We start from the raw sequence: 23,250 nt of genomic DNA, 5'->3' as shown, positions 1-23,250 counted from the left end.
GCGGCGCTCACGCGGGCCGCGGCCCGTCCGGCGCCCCTGCGGACCGCCGCAGCCGTTCCTCGATGACCGGCACGAGCGAGCGCAGGACGTCCGGACGTACGAGGGTGTGGTGCTTGGAGCGGACGAGGTGCCGGGTGATGTCCCCTGCGACGTACCCGCGCCACATCTCCGCGGTGACGAGCGGCGGCTCCCGGTCGGTGGCCGCGAACAGGAGCATGTCGGTGGCGACCCGTTCGTGCCGGTGCCGCCCGGCCAGCCGCACGAAGTGCCGGGTCCGCCGCACCAGCGCCGCCACCTCCTCCTCCGACAGCGAGCCGAGAGCCGTGCCGGTGGTCCGTGCCGCCTCCGTGAACTGTTCGTAGGTGAGGCGGTCGGTGTCCGGCTCGGCGCCCATCAGTTCGAGCAGCGTCGCGTAGATGCGGCCGGTGTCGTCCATCCGCTCCAGCTCGTGGTCCGGGACGGGCCGCGCGGGTTCGCTGTCCAGACAGACGATGACCTCGACGCGTTCGCCGGACCGTTCGAGGAGCGCGGCCATGGCGTGCGAGACGATGCCGCCGAAGGAGTGCCCGAGCAGGTGGTACGGGCCCGTGGGCTGGACGCGCCGCATCTGCGCGACGCAGTCCGCCGCGATCTCGTCGATGCTCGCGGGCACGTCGTCGGGGTGCCGCAGCAGCCGTGACTGCAGGCCGTAGACGGGGAAGTCGGCGCTGAGCAGCGGCAGCAGATGGGCGTAGCTCCAGCTGTCGCCGCCGCCCTGGTGCACACAGAACAGCGGCGGCATGTCCCCGCCGGTGCGCAGCGGAAGCAGGACGTCCAGGGAACCGTCGCCGTCCGTGGCGTCGTCGAGGTGGGCGGCGAGCCGGGCGGGCGTCGCGTGCACGAAGACGACCCGCAGCGGCACCTCGGCGCCGAGGGTCGTACGGATGCGGCTGATGAGGGTCGTGGCGAGCAGCGAGTGGCCGCCCAGGTCGAAGAAGCTGTCGTCGACGCCGACCTCGCCGATGCCGAGGACCTCGGCGAACAGCGTGCACAGGATCTCCTCGCGCGGCGAGCGCGGCGCCCGCCCCCCGGCGGTCGCGGGGAGCCCGGGCGCGGGCAGGGCACGCCGGTCGACCTTCCCGTTCGGGGTGAGCGGGACGGCGTCGAGGGGGACGATCGCGGACGGGACCAGGTGCGCCGGGAGTTGCTCCTGGAGCGCCGTCCGGAGGTCGGCCAGGGGCAGTTCGCCGGGCACGGCGGGCACGACGTACGCGATGAGCCGCAGGTCCTCCGCATCTGCCTGACGAGCCGTCACCACCGCCTGGCCAACGGTAGGTTGGGCGGTGAGAGCGGCCTGGACTTCGCCGGGCTCGATGCGGAAGCCGCGGATCTTGACCTGGTCGTCGGTGCGGCCGAGGTAGTGGAGTTGGCCGTCGGGAGCGAGGCGGACACGGTCTCCGGTGCGGTACAGCCGTGAGCCGGGTGGTCCGTAGGGGTTGGCGATGAAGTGGCTTGCCGTCAGGGCGGGTTGGCCGAGGTAGCCGCGGGCCAGCCCGGCGCCCTCGATGTACAGCTCGCCGGGGGTGCCGGGCGGTGTGAGGCCCAGATGCTCGTCGAGGACGTGCAGACGGGTCCGCGGCAGCGGTACGCCGATGGGGGCGCGGCCGTCCTCCAGGGGGCGGCTGATCGTGGCGAGGGCCGTGGTCTCGGTGGGGCCGTAGCCGTTGAGGAGCCGTCGGCCGGGCGCCCAGCGGGCGACGAGGTCCGGCGGGCAGGCCTCGGCGCCGACCATGAGCCCCCGCAGCTCGGTGAGGGCGCGCGGGGCGTCGGCGGGCAGGGTGGCGAGGACCGAGGGCGGGATGAAGGCGTGCGTGATCCGCTGCTCGGCCAGGACGCGCGCCAACTCCGCGCCCGCGAGCCGGTGTTGGTCGGGCACGACGAGGGTGGCCCCGGCGCGGAAGGCCATCGCGTACTCCAGGACGGACGCGTCGAAGCTCGCCGACGACAGCTGGAGCACCCTGCTGTCGGCGGTCACCTCTGCCCGCACGGCAAGCGCCGTGCCGAGCCCCGCGAGCCCCGAGTGCGTGGCCGCGACACCCTTCGGCCGCCCCGTCGAGCCCGACGTGTGGATGACGTACGCGAGGTGCGCGGGAGTCAGGGGCTTCGCCCGGTCGGCGTCCGTGGGGTCGGTGGCCGGCGCCTGCGCCAGGGCGTCACGCACGTCCGGCGCGTCGAGGTGGACCAGGCGCGCGGGCAGCTCCTGGGGGAGGTCCCGGGCCGTGGGCCGGTCGGTGAGGACGAGCGCGGGACGGGCGTCGGCGGTGAGGAAGGCGATGCGGTCGGCGGGGTAGGACGGGTCCACGGGCAGATGCGCGGCGCCCGCCTTGGCGATGCCGAGGACGGCGGCGATCTGCTCGCCGGAGCGGGGCAGGGCCACGCCCACCGGCTGCTCCGGGCCGACGCCCTGCCCGATGAGCCAGTGCGCGATCCGGTTGGCCCGCTCGTTCAACTCCCCGTAGGACCAGGTGCGCGGCCCGTCCACGACCGCCGACGCGTCCGGCGTCGCCCGCGCCCCGGCCTGGAAGAGCGCGGGCAGGGTCAGGGGCTCCACCCCGGCCTCGTCCGGCTGCTCCCGAGGAGCCAGGAGCAGGTCGCGCTCCGCCGTCGTGAGCAGATCGGCGTCGCCGATGCGCAGCGCGGGGTCGGCGACCACGGCTGAGAGGAGCCGCCGCCAGCGGTCCACGAACGCCTCGACGGTCGCCGCGTCGAACAGCTCCGTGGAGTACTCGACGCCGATCACCAGACCCGCGGGCGTGGCCCGGCCCTCGAACGTCTCGGACAGGGTGAGCAGCAGGTCGTACCGGGACGTGCCGGTCGCCGCGCCCTCCGTGCGCACCCGCAGGCCGGGCAGGTCGAAGTGGGCCTGCTCGTTGTTCTGCAGGGCGAGCGCGACCTGGAACAGCGGGTGCCGGGACGCCGAGCGCCGCGGGTTCAGCTTCTCCACGAGGCTCTCGAACGGCACGTCCTGGTGGGCGTACGCGGCGAGGCTGGCCTCCCGCACCCGCGCGAGGAGATCCGCGAACGCCGGGTTGCCGGAGGTGTCCGTGCGCAGCACCAGCGTGTTCACGAAGAACCCGACGAGGTCGTCGAGGCCCGCGTCGGTGCGCCCCGCGACCGGCGTGCCGATCGCGATGTCGTCGCCCGCCCCGAGCCGGGTCAGGAGCGCCGCCATCGCCGCCTGGAACACCATCTGCACGGTGGCCCCGGCGGAGCGGGCCAGCTCCGTCACCCGCTGGTGCAGGCGCGCGTCCACGGTGAACCGGGTGAACTCACCGGTGTGCTCCGGGCTGGCCGGGCGCGGCCGGTCGGCGGGCAGGGTCACCTCCTCGGGCAGCCCGGCGAGCCGCTCGGCCCAGTAGGCGTGCTGCCTGCCGTAGCGGCTTTCCGGGTCGTCGGCGTCGCCGAGGAGATCGTGCTGCCACAGCGTGTAGTCCGCGTACTGCACCGGCAGCGGTGCCCAGTCCGGCGCGCCGCCCGCGCGCCGCGCGGTGTACGCGGTCGTGAGGTCCCGGGCGAGCGGGGTCAGGGACCAGCCGTCGGCGGCGATGTGATGGAGCACGAGCACAAGCACCGACCGCGTCGGGCCGAGGGTGAACAGCCGGGCGCGCAGGGGCAGTTCGTCGGTCAGGGAGAAGGCATGCCGCGCCGCGGCCGCGACGGCCGCCGTCAGCTCTTCCTCACGGACTCGCCGCACGGGCAGCTCGAGCGGCGCCTCGTGCGGGTCGAGGACATGCTGGTGGGGCTTGCCGTCGGTGACGGGGAAGACGGTACGCAGGGTCTCGTGCCGCGCCACGACGTCGCCGAGCGCCGCCGTCAGGGCCGGGACGTCGAGGTCACCGGTGAGACGCAGGACGAACGGCATGTTGTACGTCGGCGACGGGCCCTCCAACTGGTGCAGGAACCACAGGCGTTGCTGGGCGAAGGACAGCGGAAGCCGCTCGGGCCCCCGCGCCGCGGGCGCCAGCGGGGTCCGGGCGTGCGGGGCCGTGTCCAGGTGCGGGGCGAGCCCGGCGACCGTGGGGTGGGCGAAGAGCAGCCGCAGCGGCAGCTCGGCGTCGAGGGCCGTGCGGATGCGGCTGATGAGCTTCGTGGCGAGCAGCGAGTGCCCGCCCAGGTCGAAGAAGTCGTCGTCGACGGTGACGGGCGCGGGCAGCCCGAGTGCCTCGGCGAACAGGGCGCACAGGATCTCCTCGCGGGGTGTGCGCGGGACCCGTCCGTCTCCGGCGGAACGGTGGTCGGGTCCCGGCAGCGCCCGGAGGTTGATCTTCCCGTTGGGCGTGAGCGGCACCTCCGTGATGGGGACGAGCGCCGACGGCACCATCGGCGCGGGCAGCCGGTCCTTCAGGCGCCGCCGCACGGCGGCGAGCAGGTCCGCGGTCGCCGCCGTACCCGCGGGGGCGTTGGCGGGCACCGCGGGCGGGGCGGGGCAGTCGTATGTGCCGACGTGCGCTCCGTCGGCGCCCGGCGGCAGGATCACCGCGTCGAAGGCGTCCAGGGCGTCCCCGCTCCACGTGGTGCGGACCGTGCGGCCCCGCTCCCGCGCCCAGCGGTGGACGTCCTCGGGGTCTACGGCCTCGGCGTCGGCGTGGGCGAGGAGCTGCCGGATGTGCTCCAGCGGCGTGTGGCCCGACGCGGCGCGGTGGGCGGCGACTTCGCGGGTGAGGCGCGCGTTGGGGATGCCGGTGACGCGCAGCGGCCCCTCGACGGCGGCCGTGAGTGCGGACAGGGTGGCGGCGGCGTCGGCGGGGCCGCCGTCCGCGGGCCAGGGGCGGGTGGGGGCGGTGCCGAGGTCGGCCGGGCGGGGCGTGGTGTGCAGGACGGCGTCGTAGCGGTGGCGGCTCAGCTCGTTGTGCGCGGTGGCCCGCTTGAGGCGGATGTCGACGCCCGTGGCGGCCGGGTGGCGGTGCGCGTAGGCGGTGAAGTAGCCGGGGTGGACGAGGAGTTCCGCCTCAGTGAGCACGGAGCGCTGCACGGCGTCGTACAGTCCCGGCGTCGTCGTGACGCCTTCCCGCGGTGCGTGCGCGGCGGTCTGCAGGGCCGGGAGCAGCCCGTGGTGGCGGACGTCGCCGACGATGACGCGGCCGCCGGGCGCGAGGTGCTTCAGGGCCTGGTCCAGGACGCCCGTCAGATAGGGGTGGCCGGGGAAGTACTGGAGCACCGAGTTCAGGACGATCGTGTCGAAGTGCCCGGCGGGCAGCCCCGTGAAGTCGTGCGCGGGCTGCCGGCGTACGCGCACGTGGTCCCAGTGCTCGGTCAGCGCGGTGAGCCGGTCCACGGCCGCGGCGGACAGGTCCGTCGCCCAGTACGACTCCACGTCCGGCGCCAGCGGCCCCAGGAGCAGCCCCGAGCCCGCGCCGATCTCCAGGACGTGGCGCGGCCGGTGCTCGCGGACGAGGGCGACGGTGGCGTCGCGCCACTCCCGCATCTCCTCGACGGGCAGCGGACGGCCGGTGTACGTGCTGTTCCAGCCGTGGAAGTCGGTGCCGAGCGGCACGTCGGGCGCCTCGGAGTACACGGCGTCGTAGACGCGTCGCCACTGCGTGACGTGCCGTTCGCCGGTGTCGTCGTCGGTGGCGGGCACCACGTACGCGATCAGCTGCCGGTCACCGGCGTCCGTGTCCTGGGCGGTGACGACCGCGCGGGCCACGCCGGGCTGCTCGGTGAGGGCCGCCTGGACCTCACCGGGCTCGACGCGGAACCCGCGGATCTTGAGCTGTTCGTCGCCGCGGCCCAGATACTCCAACTGCCCGTCGGCGGCCCGCCGGACCAGGTCGCCCGTGCGGTACATGCGGGATCCCGCGGGCCCGTACGGATCGGCGACGAACCGCTCCGCCGTCAGCGCGGCCCGCCCCCGATAGCCGCGCGCGAGGCCGGGGCCCGCCACGTACAGCTCGCCCGGGACGCCGGCCGGGGCGAGGCCGAGGCGTTCGTCGAGGACGTACAGGCGGGTGCCGACGGCGGCGGTGCCGATGGGCACGCGGGAGCCGGGGGTGAGCCGCGCCATGGTGGCGTCGCAGGTGATCTCCGTGGGGCCGTAGCCGTTCAGGAGGCGGCGGCCGGGCGCCCACCGGGCCGCGAGGTCCGGCGGGCACGCCTCCCCGGCCACCGTCAGGACCCGCAGCTCGCCGAGCGTCTCGGGGGCGTCGGCGGGCAGGGTGGCGACGACGGACGGCGGCAGCGTGACATGCGTGATGCGGCGGCCCGCCAGGGTCCGCGCCAACTCGTCCCCGGCAAGCCGCGGTTGCGGGGGCAGAACCAGCGTCGCGCCGGTCGTCAGGCCCGCGAGCAGGTCCCACACCGCCACGTCGAAGCCCGTGGACGCCGCCTGGAGCACCCGGGCGCCCGGGCCCGGCGCGAGGTCCCGCAGCTGGGTGGCGCGCAGCGGGGCCAGGCCCGCGTGGGTCAGGGTGACTCCCTTGGGGCGGCCGGTGGAGCCCGAGGTGTAGATGACGTACGCCGGGTGGGCGGGCGTCAGCGCGGTGGTGCGGTCGGCGTCGGTGGGGTCGGTCGCGGCCGACCGCGCCCAGGCCGCTTGCGTCTCCGGGGCGTCCACGGCGGCCAGCCGCGCGGGCAGGGCGCAGGGCAGGCGCCGGGTGGTCTCGCGGGTGGTGAGGACGAGCGCGGGACGCGCGTCCTCGACGAGCTGGGCGACGCGGTCCGCCGGGTGTTCCGGGTCGATCGGCAGGTGGGCGGCGCCCGCCTTGGAGATGCCGAGGACGGCCGCGACCTGCTCGCACGAGCGGGGCAGGGCCACCCCCACCAGGTCCTCCGGGCCGATGCCCTGCCCGATGAGCCAGTGCGCGATCCGGTTGGCCCGCTCGTTCAACTCCGCGTACGACCACAGGAGTTTGCCCGACTCCACGGCCGTGGCCTGCGGCGCCGCCCGCACCGCGGCCTCGAACAGCTCGGGCCAGGTCGCCGGGGGCGGCACGTCCGCCCCGGCCCGCCCCGGCGCCGCGAGCAGCTCCGCGCGCTCGGCACCGGTGAGCAGGTCGGCGGCACCGATCCGCAGCCCCGGATCGGCCACCACGGCCCGCAGCAGCCGCTCCCAGCGGGCGACGAACACCTCGACGGTGGCGGGGTCGAAGAGTTCCGTGGAGTACTCGACGTCGACGGTGACCCCGGCGGGCGTGGTCCGGTCCCGGAAGGTCTCGGACAGGCTGAGCAGCACGTCGTAGCGGGACGTGCCGGTGCCGGTGGTCACGGTGCGCACCCGCAGGCCCGGCAGGTCGAACCGCGCCTCCTCGTTGTTCTGCAGGACCAGGACGACCTGGAACAGCGGGTGGTGGGAGGGGGAGCGCTGCGGGTTGAGCCGCTCCACCAGGCTTTCGAAGGGGACGTCCTGGTGGGAGTAGGCCGCGAGGCTCGTCTCCCGCACCCGCGCGAGCAGGTCCGCGAACGCCGGGTCGCCGGAGGTGTCCGTGCGCAGCACCAGCGTGTTCACGAACAGGCCGATCAGGTCCTTCAGGCCCTCGTCGGTGCGTCCCGCGACACCGCTGCCGATGGGGATGTCCGTGCCCGCGCCGAGCCGGGTCAGCAGCGCGGCCATCGCGGCCTGGAGCACCATGAACGGCGTGGCTCCGGCAGCCCGCGCCAGGTCGGTGACGCCCTGGTGGAGATCGGCGGCCAGGGAGAGCCGGACCAGGTCGCCGCGGCCGGACAGGGCGGCGGGGCGCGGCCGGTCGGCGGGGAGGGTGACCTGCTCGGGCAGATCGGCGAGCTGCCCGGCCCAGTACGCGTACTGCTCGCTGAACCTGCTGTCCGGGTCGTCGGCGTCACCGAGGAGCCCGTGCTGCCACAGCGTGTAGTCCGCGTACTGCACCGGCAGCGGTGCCCAGTCCGGCGCGCGGCCCGCGCGCCGCGCGGTGTAGGCGGCGGCGAGGTCCCGCGCGAGCGGCGCGAGCGACCAGCCGTCGCCCGCGATGTGATGGACCACCACGGAAAGGACGTGCTCGTCCGGACCGACCTCGAACAGCCAGGCCCGCAGCGGCATGTCGGCGGACAGATCGAAGGCGTGCCGCGCGCACTCGTCGAGCGCGCCCGGCACCTCCTCGTCCGTCACCCGCCGCGTCCGCAGCGGCGGCCGTGCCTCTCCCGGGTCCAGGACGTGCTGGTACGGCTCGCCGTCGGCCATCGGGAACACGGTGCGCAGCGTCTCGTGCCGGGCGACGACATCGCTCAGCGCCGACTCCAGTGCGGCGACGTCGAGTTGACCGTCGAGGCGCAGGACGAACGGCATGTTGTACGTCGCCGACGGCCCTTCGAGCCGGTGCAGGAACCACAGGCGCCGCTGCGCGAACGACAGCGGAAGCCGCGCGGGCCGCCGGTCGGCACGCACCAGCGGCGGCTGCGCCGGGGACGGGCCGCCGTCGCCCAGCGCGGAGGCGAGCCCCGCGACCGTGGGGTGCGCGAACAGCGTCCGCAGCGCCACCTCGACGCCGAGGGCCGTCCGGATGCGGCTGACGAGCTTCGTGGCGAGCAGCGAGTGCCCGCCCAGGTCGAAGAAGCTGTCGTCGACGGTCACCGCCGCCGCGCCCAGGACGTCCGCGAACAGCGCGCACAGCGTCTCCTCGCGCGGCGAACGCGGCGCCCGCCCCGCACCGCCCGAGGCCCGCGCAGGCTCGGGCAGCGCACGCCGGTCCACCTTCCCGCCGACCGTCAACGGGATGGCGTCGAGCGCGACGAACGCCGACGGGACCATGGGGCCCGGAAGCCGCTCCGCCAGCGCGTCCCGCAGCGCGGCCACGGACAGCTCCGCCGACGGAGCGGGCACCACATAGGCGACGAGCCGCAGGTCGCCCCCCTCGTCCTGACGTGGCATCACCACAGCCTGTGCAACGGCAGGTTGGGCGGTGAGGGCGACCTGGACCTCGCCGGGTTCGATGCGGAAGCCGCGGATCTTGACCTGGTCGTCGGTGCGGCCGAGGTAGTGGAGTTGGCCGTCGGGGGTGAGGCGGACGCGGTCTCCGGTGCGGTAGAGGCGTGAGCCGGGTGGTCCGTAGGGGTTGGCGGTGAAGTGGCTCGCGGTGAGGGCGGGTTGGCCGAGGTAGCCGCGGGCCAGTCCGGCGCCCTCGACGTACAGCTCGCCGGGCGCTCCCGGTGGGGTGAGGTTCAGGAGCGGGTCGAGCACGTACAGACGGGTGTGGGGCAGCGGGGTGCCGATGGGGGCGTGCCCGCCGGTCAGGGGCTCGCTGAGGGAGGCCACCGACGTGGCCTCGGTGGGTCCGTAGGCGTTCAGGAGCCGTCGGCCGGGGGCCCAGCGGGCGACGAGGTCCGGCGGGCAGGCCTCGGCGCCGACCATGAGCCCTTGCAGGCCGGTGAGGGTGTCCGGGGCGTCGGCGGGCAGGGTGGCGAGGACCGAGGGCGGAATGAAGGCGTGTGTGATGCGCTGCTCGCCCAGGAAGAGCGCCAACTCCTCACCCACGAGCCGGGGTTGCTCGGGTATGACCAGTCCGGCGCCCCCGCACAGCGCCATCGTGTACTCCAGGACGGAGGCGTCGAAGGCGGCGGACGCCAACTGCAGCACCCGGCTGCCGTGGGTGACCCGCGCCCGCGCGGCCAGGGCCGTGCCGAGGCCCGCGAGCCCGGCGTGGGTGACGGCGACGCCCTTCGGCCGCCCCGTCGAGCCCGACGTGTGGATGACGTACGCGGTGTGGGCGGTGGTGAGGGGCGCGCTGCGGTCGGCGTCACCGGGGCTCGTCGCGGCCGCCCGCTCCCACGCCGCCCGCACGTCCGGCGCGTCCACGGCGACGACCCGGGTGGGCGGGCCCTCGGGCAGGCGGGGTGCGGTGGCGCGGGTGGTGAGGGTGAGGGCCGGGCGGGCGTCGGCGATCAGGTGGGCGATGCGGTCGGACGGGTACTCGGGGTCGAGGGGCAGATGGGCGGCGCCCGCCTTGGCGATGCCGAGGAGCACCGCGATCAGCTCGGCCGAGCGGGGCAGGGCGGTCCCCACGAGCTGGTCGGTGCGGACTCCCTGGGCGAGCAGCCAGTGCGCGACACGGTTCGCGCGCTCGGCGAGCGTCCGGTACGTCCACGACGTGCCCCCGTGCGTGACGGCGACCGCGTCCGGCGTGGCTGCCGTCTGCCGGTCGAACAGCTGAGGCAGCGTCAACTCCGGTACGGGCAGACCGGTGTCGTTGAACTCGTGCAGGGCCCGCTCCCGCTCGGCGGGCGACAGCGCGTCCAGGCGCCCCACCGGCAGCCGCGGGTCGTCGGCGCATTGCCGCAGGACCCGGGCGAACCGCTCGGCGACGGAGACCACGGCGGCACGGTCGAACACGTGGTGCTGGTACTGCAGGAGCAGGCGCAGCCGGGGCTCGGCGTCCGCCACCACCGTCAGCGGGTAGTGCGTGCCGCTCACCGCGCTGAGGCCCGTGACGGCGACGCCCGCCGCCGAGTACGCGTCGGCGAGGGAGACGGTGTCGATCGGATAGGAGTCGAACCCGATCATGGTGTCGAACAGGGAGTCCAGGCCGACGGCCTGCTGGATGTCCGACAGGCCGTAGTGGTGGTGGTCGAGGAGGGCGGCCTGGCGGTCCTGGAGGCCGGTGAGGAGCTGGGCGAGGGTCTGGCCGGGGTCGGCCTGAACGCGGACGGGGAGGGTGTTGATGAAGAGGCCGACCATGGTGTCGACGCCGGTGACCGACGGCGGGCGTCCGGAGACGGTGGCGCCGAAGGTCACGTCCTGGCGTCCCGTCAACTGGCCGAGGGTCAGGGCCCAGGCGCCCTGCACCAGGGTGTTGAGGGTGATGCCCAGTTCCGAGGCGCGCCGCGAGAGGGTGCGGGCGTCCTCCGCGGTCAGCGGCACCTCGACCGTGCCGGGCTCGGCGCGGCCGGGGGAGCCGGGGGCGCCCGGGGCGAGCAGGGTCGGCTCCTCGACGCCGTCCAGCTCGCGGGCCCAGGCGCGGGTGGCCTCCCCGTGGTCCTGCCGGTCGAGCCAGGCCAGGAACTCGCGGTAGCTGCGTACGCGGGGCAGGTCCGCGGGGTCGCCGTGGGAGCCGTAGAGGCGCAGGAGGTCCTGGATGAGCATGGGGAAGGACCAGCCGTCGTACAGCACGTGGTGGGCGCTGAAGACCAGCTCGGAGAGGTTGTCGTCCATCTTGACCAGGCACATCCGCAGCAGCGGCGCGGTGGCCGGGTCGAAGTGGGTGACCTGGTCCTCGGCGAGGAGCCTTTCGAGGGCGGCCTCGCGCTCGTGCGGGGGCAGTTCGCTCAAGTCGGTCTCGTGCCAGGGGAGTTCGACGCCGTCGACGATGAGCTGGACCAGCTCGCCCGCCGCGTCGTGCGCGAAGGCCGCCCGCAGGTTCGCGTACCGGTCCAGCAGGGCCTGCCCGGCCGCGCGCATGCGTCGCGGGTTCACCTGTCCGGACAGGTGGAGCACCAGGCGGACCTGGTAGGCGTCGTGCTCGCTGTCGCCGAGCATGCTGTGGTAGAGCAGGCCCGACTGCATCGGGGTCAGCGGCCATACGTCCATGAGGCCGGGGTGCGCCGCCTCCCAGGCCTCGATGTCGGACTGCTCCACGGTGACCAGCGGCACGTCGGACGGCGTGAGGCCGCCCGCGTCGGGGGTGGCGGCGTGGCGGGTGAGGCCGTCCAGGGCCTCGCACCACAGGTCCGCCAGGCGGCGCACCTCGTCCTCGGCGAGCAGGCCGGTGGGGAAGCCGAACCGGGCACTCAGGCGGGGGCCGCCCTCGCCGTCCGTGACGTACGCGTTCAGCTCGACCGTCGCGAGGGCGGGCATCTCCGCGTCGGGGTCGGCGATGAGCGCGTCCGTGTCGGGGGCGATGCTCCAGCCCAGGCCGCGCAGTTCCTCGGGCATGTCGTCGGCGGAGAACCGGCCCAGGTAGTTGAACGCGATCTGCCCCGTCGGCCGCCCCTCCAGGGCGCGGGACGTGTCCGGGTTGAGGTAGCGCAGGAGGCCGAAGCCGATGCCCTTGTCCGGCACGGACAGCAGCTGCTCCTTGACCGCCTTGACCACCGACCCCGCGGCCCGGCCGCCCGCGAACGCCTCCGCCACGTCGTGCCCCGCCACGTCCAGACGTACCGGGAACATGCTCGTGAACCAGCCGACGGTACGGGACACATCCGCGCCGGGAACGATGTGCTCCTCGCGGCCGTGGCCTTCGAGGCGGATCAGCGTCGAGGACTCGGTCACGCCCCGCTCGTCCCGCCAGCGCGACACCGCGAGGGCGAGCGCGGCGAGGAGACCGTCGTTGACGCCGCCGTGGAACGCGGCCGGGACGGTCGTCAGGAGCGACTCCGTCACTGCCACCGGCAGCTCCACCCAGAGGTGGTCCACAGTGGCCGTGGTGTCCACGGCGCTGTCGAAGGGGCGCGCGCCCAGATCGGGATCCGGGCCGTCCAACACGCGCTGCCAAAGGGCGAGTTCGGCGGTACGGGTCCCGCTGTGTGCCTCGTCCTTCAGGGCGTGTGCCCAGCGGCGCAGCGAGGTCGCCACAGGTGTCGGCTCCGGCGCCCTGCCCGCCTTGACCTGCTCCCAGGCCGCGGCGAAGTCCGGCACCAGGATGCGCCAGGACACACCGTCGACCACCAGGTGGTGCAGCACGACGATGAGCCGCCCGGCCGACTGGACACCCGCGGTGTCGAACCACACGAGCTGCGCCATCACCCCCGCCGCCGGATCCAATCGCCCTGTGGCAGCGTCGAGTTCGGCCTCCGCCACCTGCTGCCAGGCGGCCGAGCCCCACTCGCCCTCGTACGCCACCCGGCGCACCAGCGACGCCACGTCGACCGAACCGGGCGCGGTGACCTCCAGGCCCCCCTCGCCCTCGGTGAGGAAGCGCGAGCGCAGCACGTCGTGGGCGTCGACGACCGCCGTGAGGGTCGCGAAGAGCCCCGCCTCGTCGATGCCGACGGGCAGGTCGAGGACGGTGGACTGCGAGAACCGGCCGATGTGGGGCCCGAGTCCGGCGTGCATAGAGCGGGCCACGGGCAGGAGCGGCATCCAGCCGACACCGCCCCCTTCCAGCTCCTCCAGAACTTCCAGGTCCGCCGGGGTCGTACCGGCGCCCGAGCCCCCACGCGCCGCCGCGACGTCGGCCAGCTCGGCCACCGTCCGGCACTCGAAGATCTGCCTCGGCGTGATCTCGACGCCCTGCGCGCGGGCCCGCGAGACGGCCTGGATGGAGCGGATGGAATCGCCGCCGACGGCGAAGAAGTCGTCGTCGATGCCGACCCGGTCCAGGCCGAGGACCTCGGCGAAGACCCCGGTGAGGGCCTTCTCCGCCGCCGAGCGCGGCGCACGGTAGTCGCCGCCGGCGAACTCCGGCTCGGGCAGGGCCCGATGGTCGACCTTGCCGTTCGGTGTCAGCGGCAGTCGGTCGAGTACCACGAACACCGCGGGCACCATGAACTCCGGCAGCCGCGCGGCGAGGAAGCGCCGCAGGTCACGAGCGGAGACCACGGTGGCCAGGTCGACGTCCAGGTCACTGAGGGCCCGGGACTCCACGGACGTCGACGACCCCGCAGGGGCAGGCGACCCCACCGGCACCACATAGCCCACGAGTTGCCGGTTCCCGGGGCCCTCCCGGACGGTCACGACCGCTTGGGCCACCCCGGGGTGGGCGGTCAACGCGGCCTGGATCTCGCCGGGTTCGATGCGGATGCCGCGGACCTTGACCTGGTCGTCGGTGCGGCCGAGGTGTTCGAGCTGGCCGTCGGGTGCGCGGCGGACCAGGTCGCCGGTGCGGTAGAGGCGGGATCCGGGGGCGCCGTAAGGGTTGGCGACGAAGCGGGACGCGGTGAGCGCGGTCCTGCCGAGGTAGCCGCGGGCCAGCCCTGCGCCCTCGACGTACAGCTCGCCGGGGGTGCCGGGCGGGGTGAGGGCGAGGTGTTCGTCGAGGACGTGCAGGCGGGTGCGGGGGAGCTGCAGGCCGATGGGGACGCGGTCGCCCGTCATCGGGCGGCTGATCGTGGCGAGGGCGGTGATCTCGGTCGGCCCGTAGCCGTTGAGGAGGCGCCGCCCCGGCGACCAGCGGGCCACCAGGTCCGGCGGGCAGGCCTCCGCGCCCACGACGAGGTCGCGCAGATCGGTGAGGGCGGTCGGAGTCTCGGGCGGGAGGGTGGCGAGGACGGAGGGCGGTATGAAGGCGTGGGTGATGCGCTCGTCGGCCAGGACGCGGTCCAACTCCTCGCCGACCAGAAGTGGTTGGCCGGGGATGATCAGGGCGGCACCGGCGCGGAACGCCATCGCGTATTCGAGGACGGACGCGTCGAAGCTCACCGACGACAGCTGGAGGACGCGGCTGCCGGGGGTCACACGGGCGCGCTCGGCCAGCGCGGCGCCGAGCCCGGCGAGGCCGGTGTGGGTGGCGGTGACGCCTTTCGGGCGGCCCGTGGAGCCCGACGTGTAGATGAGGTACGCGGCATGCGCGGGCGTGAGGGGTGCGGTGCGGTCGGCGTCCGTGGGGTCGGAGGCGGGCGCCTGCTGCCAGGACGCGCGGACGTCGGGCGCGTCGATCGCGACAAGGCCGCCAAGGCCGCCATGATCGCCCGAGCCGCCCGAGCCGCCCGAGCCGCCCGAGCCGCCCGAGCCGCCCGAGCCGCCCGAGCCGCCCGAGCCGCCCGAGCCGCCCGAGCCGCCCGAGCCGCCAAGGTTGCCGAGACCCTCGGCTGTGGCCCGGTCCGTCAGGATCAGCGCCGGTCGAGCGTCCTCGGCGAGGAAGGCGATGCGGTCGGCCGGGTACGTGGGGTCGACCGGCAGGTGCGTGGCGCCCGCCTTGGCGATGCCCAGGACGACGGCCAGCTGCTCGCAGGAGCGGGGCAGGACGACCCCGACCACCTGCTCGGGTCCGGCGCCCCGCCCGATGAGCCAGTGCGCGATCCGATTGGCGCGCTCGTTCAACTCCCGGTACTTCAAGGAGTGTTGGCCGTCGACCGCCGCCGTGCCGTCCGGGTGGTCCAGGACCCGCGCCTCGAACAGCTCCGCCAGCGTCATCACGCCGGGAGCCCCCGCTGCGCCCTGCGCCGCAGCATCGGCGTGCGGCGGCACATCCTCCACGGGCGGCAGCAGCAGGCGCCGCTCCGCCCCGGTGAGCAGGTCGACCGCGCCGACGCGCACCCCGGGGTCGGCGACCACGGCCGTCAGGAACCGCCGCCACCGGTCCACGAACGCCTCGACGGTCGCCGCGTCGAACAGCTCCGTGGAGTACTCGACCTCCACGGTGACCCCGGCGGGTGCCCCACGGCCCTCGGTGCCCCCTGAAGCCTCCGAAGCCGCCGAGCTTTCCGAAACCCCCGCTCCCGCCCTCGCGCCCGCGAAAGCCTCGGAGACGCTCAGGAGCAGGTCGTACCGGGACGTCCCCGTCCCCACGGTCTCGGCGCGCACCCGCAGACCCGGCAGCTCGAACCGTGCCTCCTCGTTGTTCTGCACGGTGAGCGCGACCTGGAACAGCGGGTGCCGGGACGCCGAGCGCCGCGGGTTCAGCCGCTCGACCAGGGTCTCGAAGGGCACGTCGTGGGCGTACGCGGCCAGGCTCGTCTCCCGTACGCGCGCGAGCAGATCCGCGAACGCCGGGTTGCCGGAGGTGTCCGTGCGCAGCACGAGCGTGTTGACGAACATGCCGACCACATCGGCGAGTTGGTCGTCGGCGCGGCCCGCGCTGCCGCTGCCGACGGCGATGTCCGTACCGGCGCCGAGCCGGGTGAGCAGCGCGGCCGTCGCGGCCTGGAGCACCATGTGGAGCGTGGCACCCGACGACCGGGCCAGGCCGACGAGCCCGCGGTGCAGCGCGGCGTCGAGGGTGAACGTCGCCGTGTCGCCGGTGTGGGCGAGGGCGGCCGGGCGCGGGCGGTCGCCGGGCAGGGTGACCTGCTCGGGCAGGTTCGCGAGCTGCTCCGCCCAGTAGGCGTGCTGCCGGGCGAGGAGGCTGTCGGGGTCGTCCGCGGCACCGAGGAGTTCGCGCTGCCACAGCGTGTGGTCGGCGTACCGCACCGGCAGCGGCGGCCAGTCGGGCGCTGTGCCCGCGGTCCTGGCGGCGTAGGCGGTGCTGAGGTCCCGGGCGAGCGGCGCGAGGGACCAGCCGTCGACGGCGATGTGGTGGAACAGGAGCACCAGCGCCGCCCGCTCCGCGCCGAGCGTGAACAGGCGTGCCCGCAGCGGCACTTCGCCGGACAGGTCGAAGGTGTGCCGCGCGGCCTCGGCGACCGCCGCGGCCAGTTCCTCCTCGTCGACCTCCCGCACCGGCAGGTCGACCGCGGCCTCCCGCGGGTCGAGGACACGCTGGTGGGGCTTGCCGCCGATCGCCGGGTAGAGGGTGCGCAGCGGCTCGTGCCGGGCGACGAGGTCGCCGAGCGCCGACTCCAGGGCCGGGACGTCGAGCGCGCCGGTGAGGTGCAGGACGTACGGCATGTTGTACGTCGCCGACGGGCCCTGGAGCTTGTCCAGGACCCACAGGCCCTGCTGGGCGTACGACAGGGGCAGCCGCTCCGGCCGCCGCGCGGCGGGCACCAGCGGCACCCGCGCGCCCGGCCCGTCCGCGAGCGCCGGGGCGAGACGCGCCACCGACGGGTGGGCGAAGAGGGTGCGCAGCGCCACCTCGGCGCCGAGTACCGTGCGGATGCGGCTGATGAGCCTGGTGGCGAGCAGCGAATGCCCGCCGAGGTCGAAGAAGTCGTCGTCGATCCCGGCCCGGCGTACGCCGAGGACCTCCGCGAACAGGGCGCACAGCGCCTCCTCGCGCGGGGTGCGGGGCGCCCGGTGTCCGGCACCCGCGAACTCGGGTTCCGGCAGCGCGCCCCGGTCCACCTTCCCGTTCGGGCCCAGCGGCAGCCGCTCCAGGGCCAGGAACGCCGACGGCACGAGAGGATCGGGCAGCCTGTCCGACACGAAGTCCCGCAGCCCCGCCGTGCCGCCCCCGGCCCTCGCCGCGTCGCCGTCGAGGACCACGTACGCCACCAGGCGCCGCCCCGCGGGACCGCCGTCGTCGCGGGCGACCACGACCGCCTGCGTCACCTCCGGGTGGGCCGTGAGGGCCGCCTCGACCTCGGCGGGCTCGACCCGGAAGCCGCGCACCTTCACCTGCGCGTCGCCGCGCCCCCGGTACTCCAGTTGCCCGTCGGCGTTCCAGCGGGCCAGGTCCCCGGTGCGGTACATGCGGGCACCGGCCGGGCCGTACGGGTCCGCGACGAAGCGGTCGGCGGTGAGCGCGGCCAGGCCGTGGTAGCCGCGGCCGATGGTGCCCGCCACGTACAACTCGCCCACCACACCCGGCGGCACGGGCCTGAGGGTCGGCCCGAGGACGTAGGCGCGCATGTTCCCGAGCGGTGTGCCGATCGGGGTGCCGCCCACGCCCTGCCACTCGGCGTCGGCGGGTAGCGCGAAGGCGGTGGCGTAGAAGGTCTCACTCTGGCCATAGGCGTTCACGACCGTCGCACCGGGCATGGCCTCGCGGACCCGGCGCACCAGGGACGCGGGCAGCGCCTCACCGGCGAACACTAGCGTGTCCGGCCCGGAGCGGGGGGCGCGCCCGCCCGCGCCCGGCCCGTCGGAGGCGCCCCCGACCCCCGTCCCCTCGGCGATCCGGTCGGCCATCTCGGCGAAGACCGACGGCACGGTACTGACCACGTCCACCGCCGGCGCGCCGGGCTCCACCAGCGCAAGGGCGTCCCTGACGAGCTCGACGGTGCCGCCGGTGGCGAGCGTCGTGAACGTCTCGAACACCGACACGTCGAAGTTCACGGACGTCCCCGCGAGCATCCGCACCCCCGCACCGCCACCCACCCGCGCGGCCAACTGCGTCACGCCGTTGACCACGTTGGCGTGCGTGATGACGACACCCTTGGGCGTACCGGCGGAGCCCGACGTGTACATCACGTACGCCATGTGGTCGGGGCCGAGCGGCGCGCGCCGCTCGGCGTCGGTGACCGGCGCTGTCGGCGTGCCGTCGAAGGCCAGCTCGTCGAGGCACAGTCGCGGCACATCGGCGGCGGGCAGCACATCGGCGGTCCCGGCGTCGGTCAGGATCAGCCGCGGCCGCGCCTGCGCGAGGACGAAGCCGAGGCGGTCGCTCGGGTAGCGGGGGTCGATCGGCAGGTATCCGGCGCCGGACTTGAGGATGCCGAGCATGCCGACGACGAGGTCCGCGGAGCGCGGCAGGGCCAGGCCCACGACGGTCTCCGGGCCCGCGCCCCGGGCGATCAGCTCCCGCGCGATCCGGTCAGCGCGCGCGTCCAGTTCCCGGTACGTGTACGTCACGTCGCCGCAGGCCACCGCCACCGCTTCGGGCGTACGGGCCGTCTGCCGCGCCACGAGCCCCGGCACCGTGGTGTCGGTCACCGGCTCGGTGGCCGCGTGGGCGCGCTCCAGCGCGCGGCGGCGTTCGGCTGGCTCCAGGATGTCCACGGCGGCGACCGGCAGGGCGGGGTCCGCCGCGAACTGCCGCAGGACACGGGCGAAGCGGGCGGCGAGGTCGTCGGCCGTGTCCCGGCCGAAGACGCTCCGCTGGTACTGCACGTCGAGCCGCGGGTGCTCCCCGTCCGGGTAGACGAAGACGGTCACCGGGTAGTGGCTCGCGGTGAACGCGCGGATCCCGGAGACGGAGATCCCCGCCGCCGCGCTCGCCTCGGCGATGCCCGCCCGGTCCATCGGGAAGGACTCGAACCCGATGATGGTGTCGAACAGCGCCTTGAGGCCGGTCGCCTCATGGATCTCGGTGAGGCCGTAGTGGTGGTGGTCCAGGAGGGCCGCCTGCCGCTGCTGGAGGCCGGTCAGGAGATCGGCGACGCTGTCGGCCGGGGTGCAACGGACGCGTACAGGAAGGGTGTTGAGGAACATCCCGACAATCGAGTCCACCCCCGGCATGGAGGGCGGCCGCCCCGCCACCGTGGCGGAGAGCACCACGTCCTGACGGTTCGTCAACTGGCCGAGCAGGATGCCCCAGGCGCCCTGCACCACGGTGTTGAGGGTGACGCCCGCCTCGGCCGCGCGCCGCGCCAACTCCCGTGCCTGCGACGGGGACAGCGGTACGGAGACCTGGCCGATCCCGGCGCTGTCGGCTCCGGCCCGGACGCCGGGGGCCAGGAGGGTGGGCTCGTCGACGCCTTCCAGTTCGTGCCGCCAGGCTTCGGCGGACGCCTCGGGGTCCTGCTGGGCCAGCCAGGCGAGGTAGTCGCGGTACGTCCGCGCGGGCGGCTCCGTCGGGCCGGTGCCGTCGTCGGCGTAACACCTGAGCAGGTCCTGGACGAGCAGGGGCAGTGACCAGCCGTCGAACAGCGCGTGGTGCGCCGTGAGGACCAGGTCGTGCCGCTCCTCGTCCCGTCGGGCGAGGGAGAGCCGCAGCATCGGCGGCCGGAGCGGGTCGAAGTGGTGCTTCAGATCCTCGGCGAGGAAGTCCTCCAGGGTCTGGTCGAGGCTGCTGAGGTCGACCTCCTGCCAGGGCAGCTCGACTCCGTCCACGACGAGCTGGACGAGGTCCCCGCCGTCCGTTCCGTTGACGAAGGCCGTGCGGAGAGCAGGGTGGCGGTCGAGCATGGCCTGTCCGGCGGCGCGCATTCGTGCGGGGTCGATCCGGCCGGAGAGGTGCAGGACGTACTGGACCTGATACGCGTCGAACGACGCGCCCGACTCGGCCGTCATCAGCGTGTGGAAGAGGAGGCCGGATTGGAGGGGGGAGGTGGGCCAGACGTCGGAGAGGCCGGGGTAGTGCTCCTCCCAGGCTTCGATGTCGCTCTGGGTGACGTTGACCAGGGGGATGTCGGAGGGGGTGAGGCCGCCTGCGTCGGGCTGGGCGGTGTGCCGGGCGAGGCCTTCCAGGGCGGCGTGCCAGAGGTCGGCGAGTTCGCGGACTTCTTCCTGGGTGAGGATGCCGGTGGGGGCGGTGAACAGGGCGGTGAGCTGGGGGCCGTGGGGGGTGTCGGTGACGGAGGCGTTGATGTCGATCTCGGCGGGGGCGGGCATCGCCTGGTCCTGCGCGGCGTCGAGTTCCGCGAGTTCTTCCACGTCGGTGGCCTGGGTGAAGCCCAGGCCCTGGGCGTGGGCGGGCATGTCGCTGTGGGCGGAGAAACGGCCGAGGTAGTTGAAGCCGACCTGGCCGTGTCCGTGTGCGGACAGCACGGGCGCGGTGTCGGGGTTGAGGTGGCGCAGCAGGCCGTAGCCGATGCCCTTGTCGGGGATCGCGCGCAGCTGTTCCTTGACGGTCTTCAGGATGCGGGCGGCGGCGGGGCCGCCGGTGAAGGCGTCGTCGAGGTCGGCGTCGGCGAGGTCGAGGCGGACGGGGAAGACGCTGGTGAACCAGCCCACGGTCTGGGAGAGGTCCGCGCCCGGGGCGGCAGTCTCCTCCCGCCCGTGCCCCTCCAGCCGGATCAGCGAAGAGGTCTCGTCGGTGCCGCGGGTGCGGCGCCACTTGGCCAGGGCCAGGGCCAGGGCGGCGAGGAGGCCGTCGTTGACCTCGGCGTGGAAGGCGGCCGGGATGCGGGTGAGGAGGGCTTCGGTGAGGGGGGCGGGGAGCTGGACGCGGGTCTCGGACAGCGTCGCGATGACATCCACCGCCGGATCCAGACGCCGCGCGCCCAGGACCGGGTCGGGGCCGTCCACGATCTGCTGCCACAACTCCAGTTCGGCGACCCGTGTGTCGCTGACGGCTTCGTCGGCCAGGGCGTGGGCCCAGGCCCGCATCGAGGTCGCCACCGGCGCGAGCTGCGGGGTGCGCCCGTCGCGGACCTGCTCCCAGGCCAGCGCGAGGTCGGGCATCAGGATGCGCCAGGACACCCCGTCCACGACCAGGTGATGCAACGCGATCAGCAACCGCCCCGGAATGTCCCCGGCAGGCTGGAACCAGACGAACTTCGCGATGACCCCGCTCTCGGGGTCCAGGGAGGCCGCCGCCGTTTCGAGTTCGGCCATGAGAGAGGCGTGCCAGGCCTGGCTGTCCCACACCCCGTCGCACTCCACCCGCGTGAGGAGGGCGGCGGCATCAACGGACCCGGCCGGGGCGGCTTCCAGGCCGCCCCCGCCGTCCTCCACCAGCCGCGCCCGCAGCAGGTCATGCCGGTCGATCACCGCACCCAGCGTCGCCGCCAACTGCCCCTGGCTGATCCCGGCGGGCAGGTCCAGGACCATCGCCTGCAGGAACCGGTCGAAGCCCGGCCCCCACCCGCGCAGCAACCGCGCGACCGGCAGCAGAGGCATCCACCCGACACCCCCGCCCTCCAACTCCTCCAGCACACTCGCGGCACCCGAGAGCCGGTTGGCCACAGCCGCCTCCGCCAGCCGCGCCACCGTCCGGGACTCGAACACCTCCCGCGCACTGACCTCCAGCCCCTCCGCACGGGCCCGCGAGACGACCTGGATGGACTGGATGCTGTCCCCGCCCACCGCGAAGAAGTCGTCATCGATCCCCACCCGGTCCAAACCCAGCACCGCGGCGAACGCGCCCGCCAGAACCTCCTCCTCAACGGTGCGCGGCGCACGATAGGCACTGCCCTTGAACTCCGGCTCCGGCAACGCCTTCTTGTCGACCTTGCCGTTCGTCGTCAACGGCAGCCGGTCAAGCACCACCACCGTCGCCGGCACCATGAAATCCGGCAACCGTCGGGCCAGGAAGGTCCGCAGCTCGCCCGTCGCGAACCCCGAGCTGAGATCCAGATAGCCGGTGCCGCCCCCCGCACGGGGTCCACCGGTCACCGCGGTGTCGGCGTCGACCGGGACGACGTACCCGACCAACTGCCTGCCGCTGTCCCGTCCCTCGTGGGCGATCACGACGGCCTGGGCGACCCGGGGGTGCGAGGCCAGCGTCGCCTCGATCTCGCCGACCTCGATCCGCAGCCCTCGGATCTTGACCTGGTCGTCGGTGCGGCCGAGGTATTCGAGCTGGCCGTCGTCGGCCCGGCGGACCAGGTCGCCCGTGCGGTACATGCGCTCGCCGGGCGCGCCGAAGGGGTCGGCGACGAACCGGTCGGCGGTGGTGCCGGGGCGGCCCAGATAGCCGCGGGCCACGCCAGGACCCGCCACGTACAACTCGCCAGGGGAGCCCGCGGGGACGGGGGCGAGGCGGTCGTCGAGGACGTGCACGCGGGTGCCGGGGACGGGGGTGCCGATGGGGACGCGGGGTGCGGGCAGGAGGCGGGCCACCGTGGCCGCGCAGGTGGTCTCCGTGGGGCCGTACGCGTTCATGACGAGGCGGCCGGGGGCCCAGCGGGCGATCAGGCCGGGCGGGCAGGCCTCACCGGCCAGGGACAGGACCCGCAGCCCCGTGAGGGCCCGGGGCGCGTCGGCGGGGAGCGTGTTGACGACGGACGGCGGCAGGGTGACGTGGGTGATCCGCCGGTGGGTCAGGGTGGCGGCCAGCTCGTCGCCGACCAGGCGAAGTTGCGGTGGCAGGACCAGGGTGACGCCGGTGGTGAGGCCCATGACCAGGTCCCACACCGACACGTCGAAACTGGGCGAGGCGCACTGCAGCACGCGGGAGCCCGGCGTGAGGTCGAACCGGGCGACATGGACGGCGCACAGCGCGGCCAGGCCGGTGTGGGTGACGGTGACGCCCTTGGGGCGGCCCGTGGAGCCCGAGGTGTAGATCACGTACGCGGGGTGGGCCGGGTCGAGCGGGGCGGCGCGGTCCGCGTCGACCGGGTCGGTGTCCGGGTGCCCCGCCCACGCGCGTACGAGGGAGGGCTCGTCCACCGCCACGACGTCCGGGCCCGCCTGACCCTTCGGACCCGCGTATTCCTCCTGCCCCACCGACAGGTCCGCGGCCAGACCCGTGGCCGTGGCCCGCGTGGTGAGGACGAGCGCGGGGGCCGCGTCCACCGCCATGTACCGCACGCGCTCGCCCGGATAGTCCGAGTCGATCGGCAGGTAGGCGCCACCGGCCTTCATGATCCCCAGGAGCACGGCCACCTGCTCGGCGGAGCGCGGCAAGGACACCCCGACCAGGCGCTCCGGCCCGACGCCCCGCCCGATGAGCCAGTGCGCGATCCGGTTCGCCCGGGCGTTCAGCTCCGCGTACGTCCAGGAGAGGTCGCCCGACTCCACGGCAGGCGCGTCCGGTGTCGCCGCCACGCGGTCCTGGAACAGGGCGGGGAACGTGGCGAACGAGCGGGGGTCGCCCGCGCGGAGCTCGGCGGCTGACGATTCCTGAAGGTGGGACACGAAAGCTCCAGAAGAACGAACAACGAACAACGAACGGTGCGTGGGGGCAGGTCAGCGCGTCCGGAACGGCCTGTGCCGCCCGTGACCGCGGTGGGGGCGGGGTCACG

The 23,250-nt window shown here is 74.6% G+C and carries 1 protein-coding gene; it reads right to left on the bottom strand.

Annotated elements, in window-relative coordinates:
• Window positions 1-7: 7 nt before the first annotated feature.
• Entirely contained in the window at window positions 8-23,143 is a 23,136-nt protein-coding gene (locus ACZ6AA_RS25490) for a non-ribosomal peptide synthase/polyketide synthase (protein WP_471460132.1), read from the bottom strand.
• Window positions 23,144-23,250: the final 107 nt, after the last annotated feature.

It is taken from the genome of Streptomyces sp. NPDC040610 (assembly GCF_055594065.1).
Note: the sequence above shows the minus strand (reverse complement) of the source record. Positions and strands in the feature narration are given on the sequence as shown.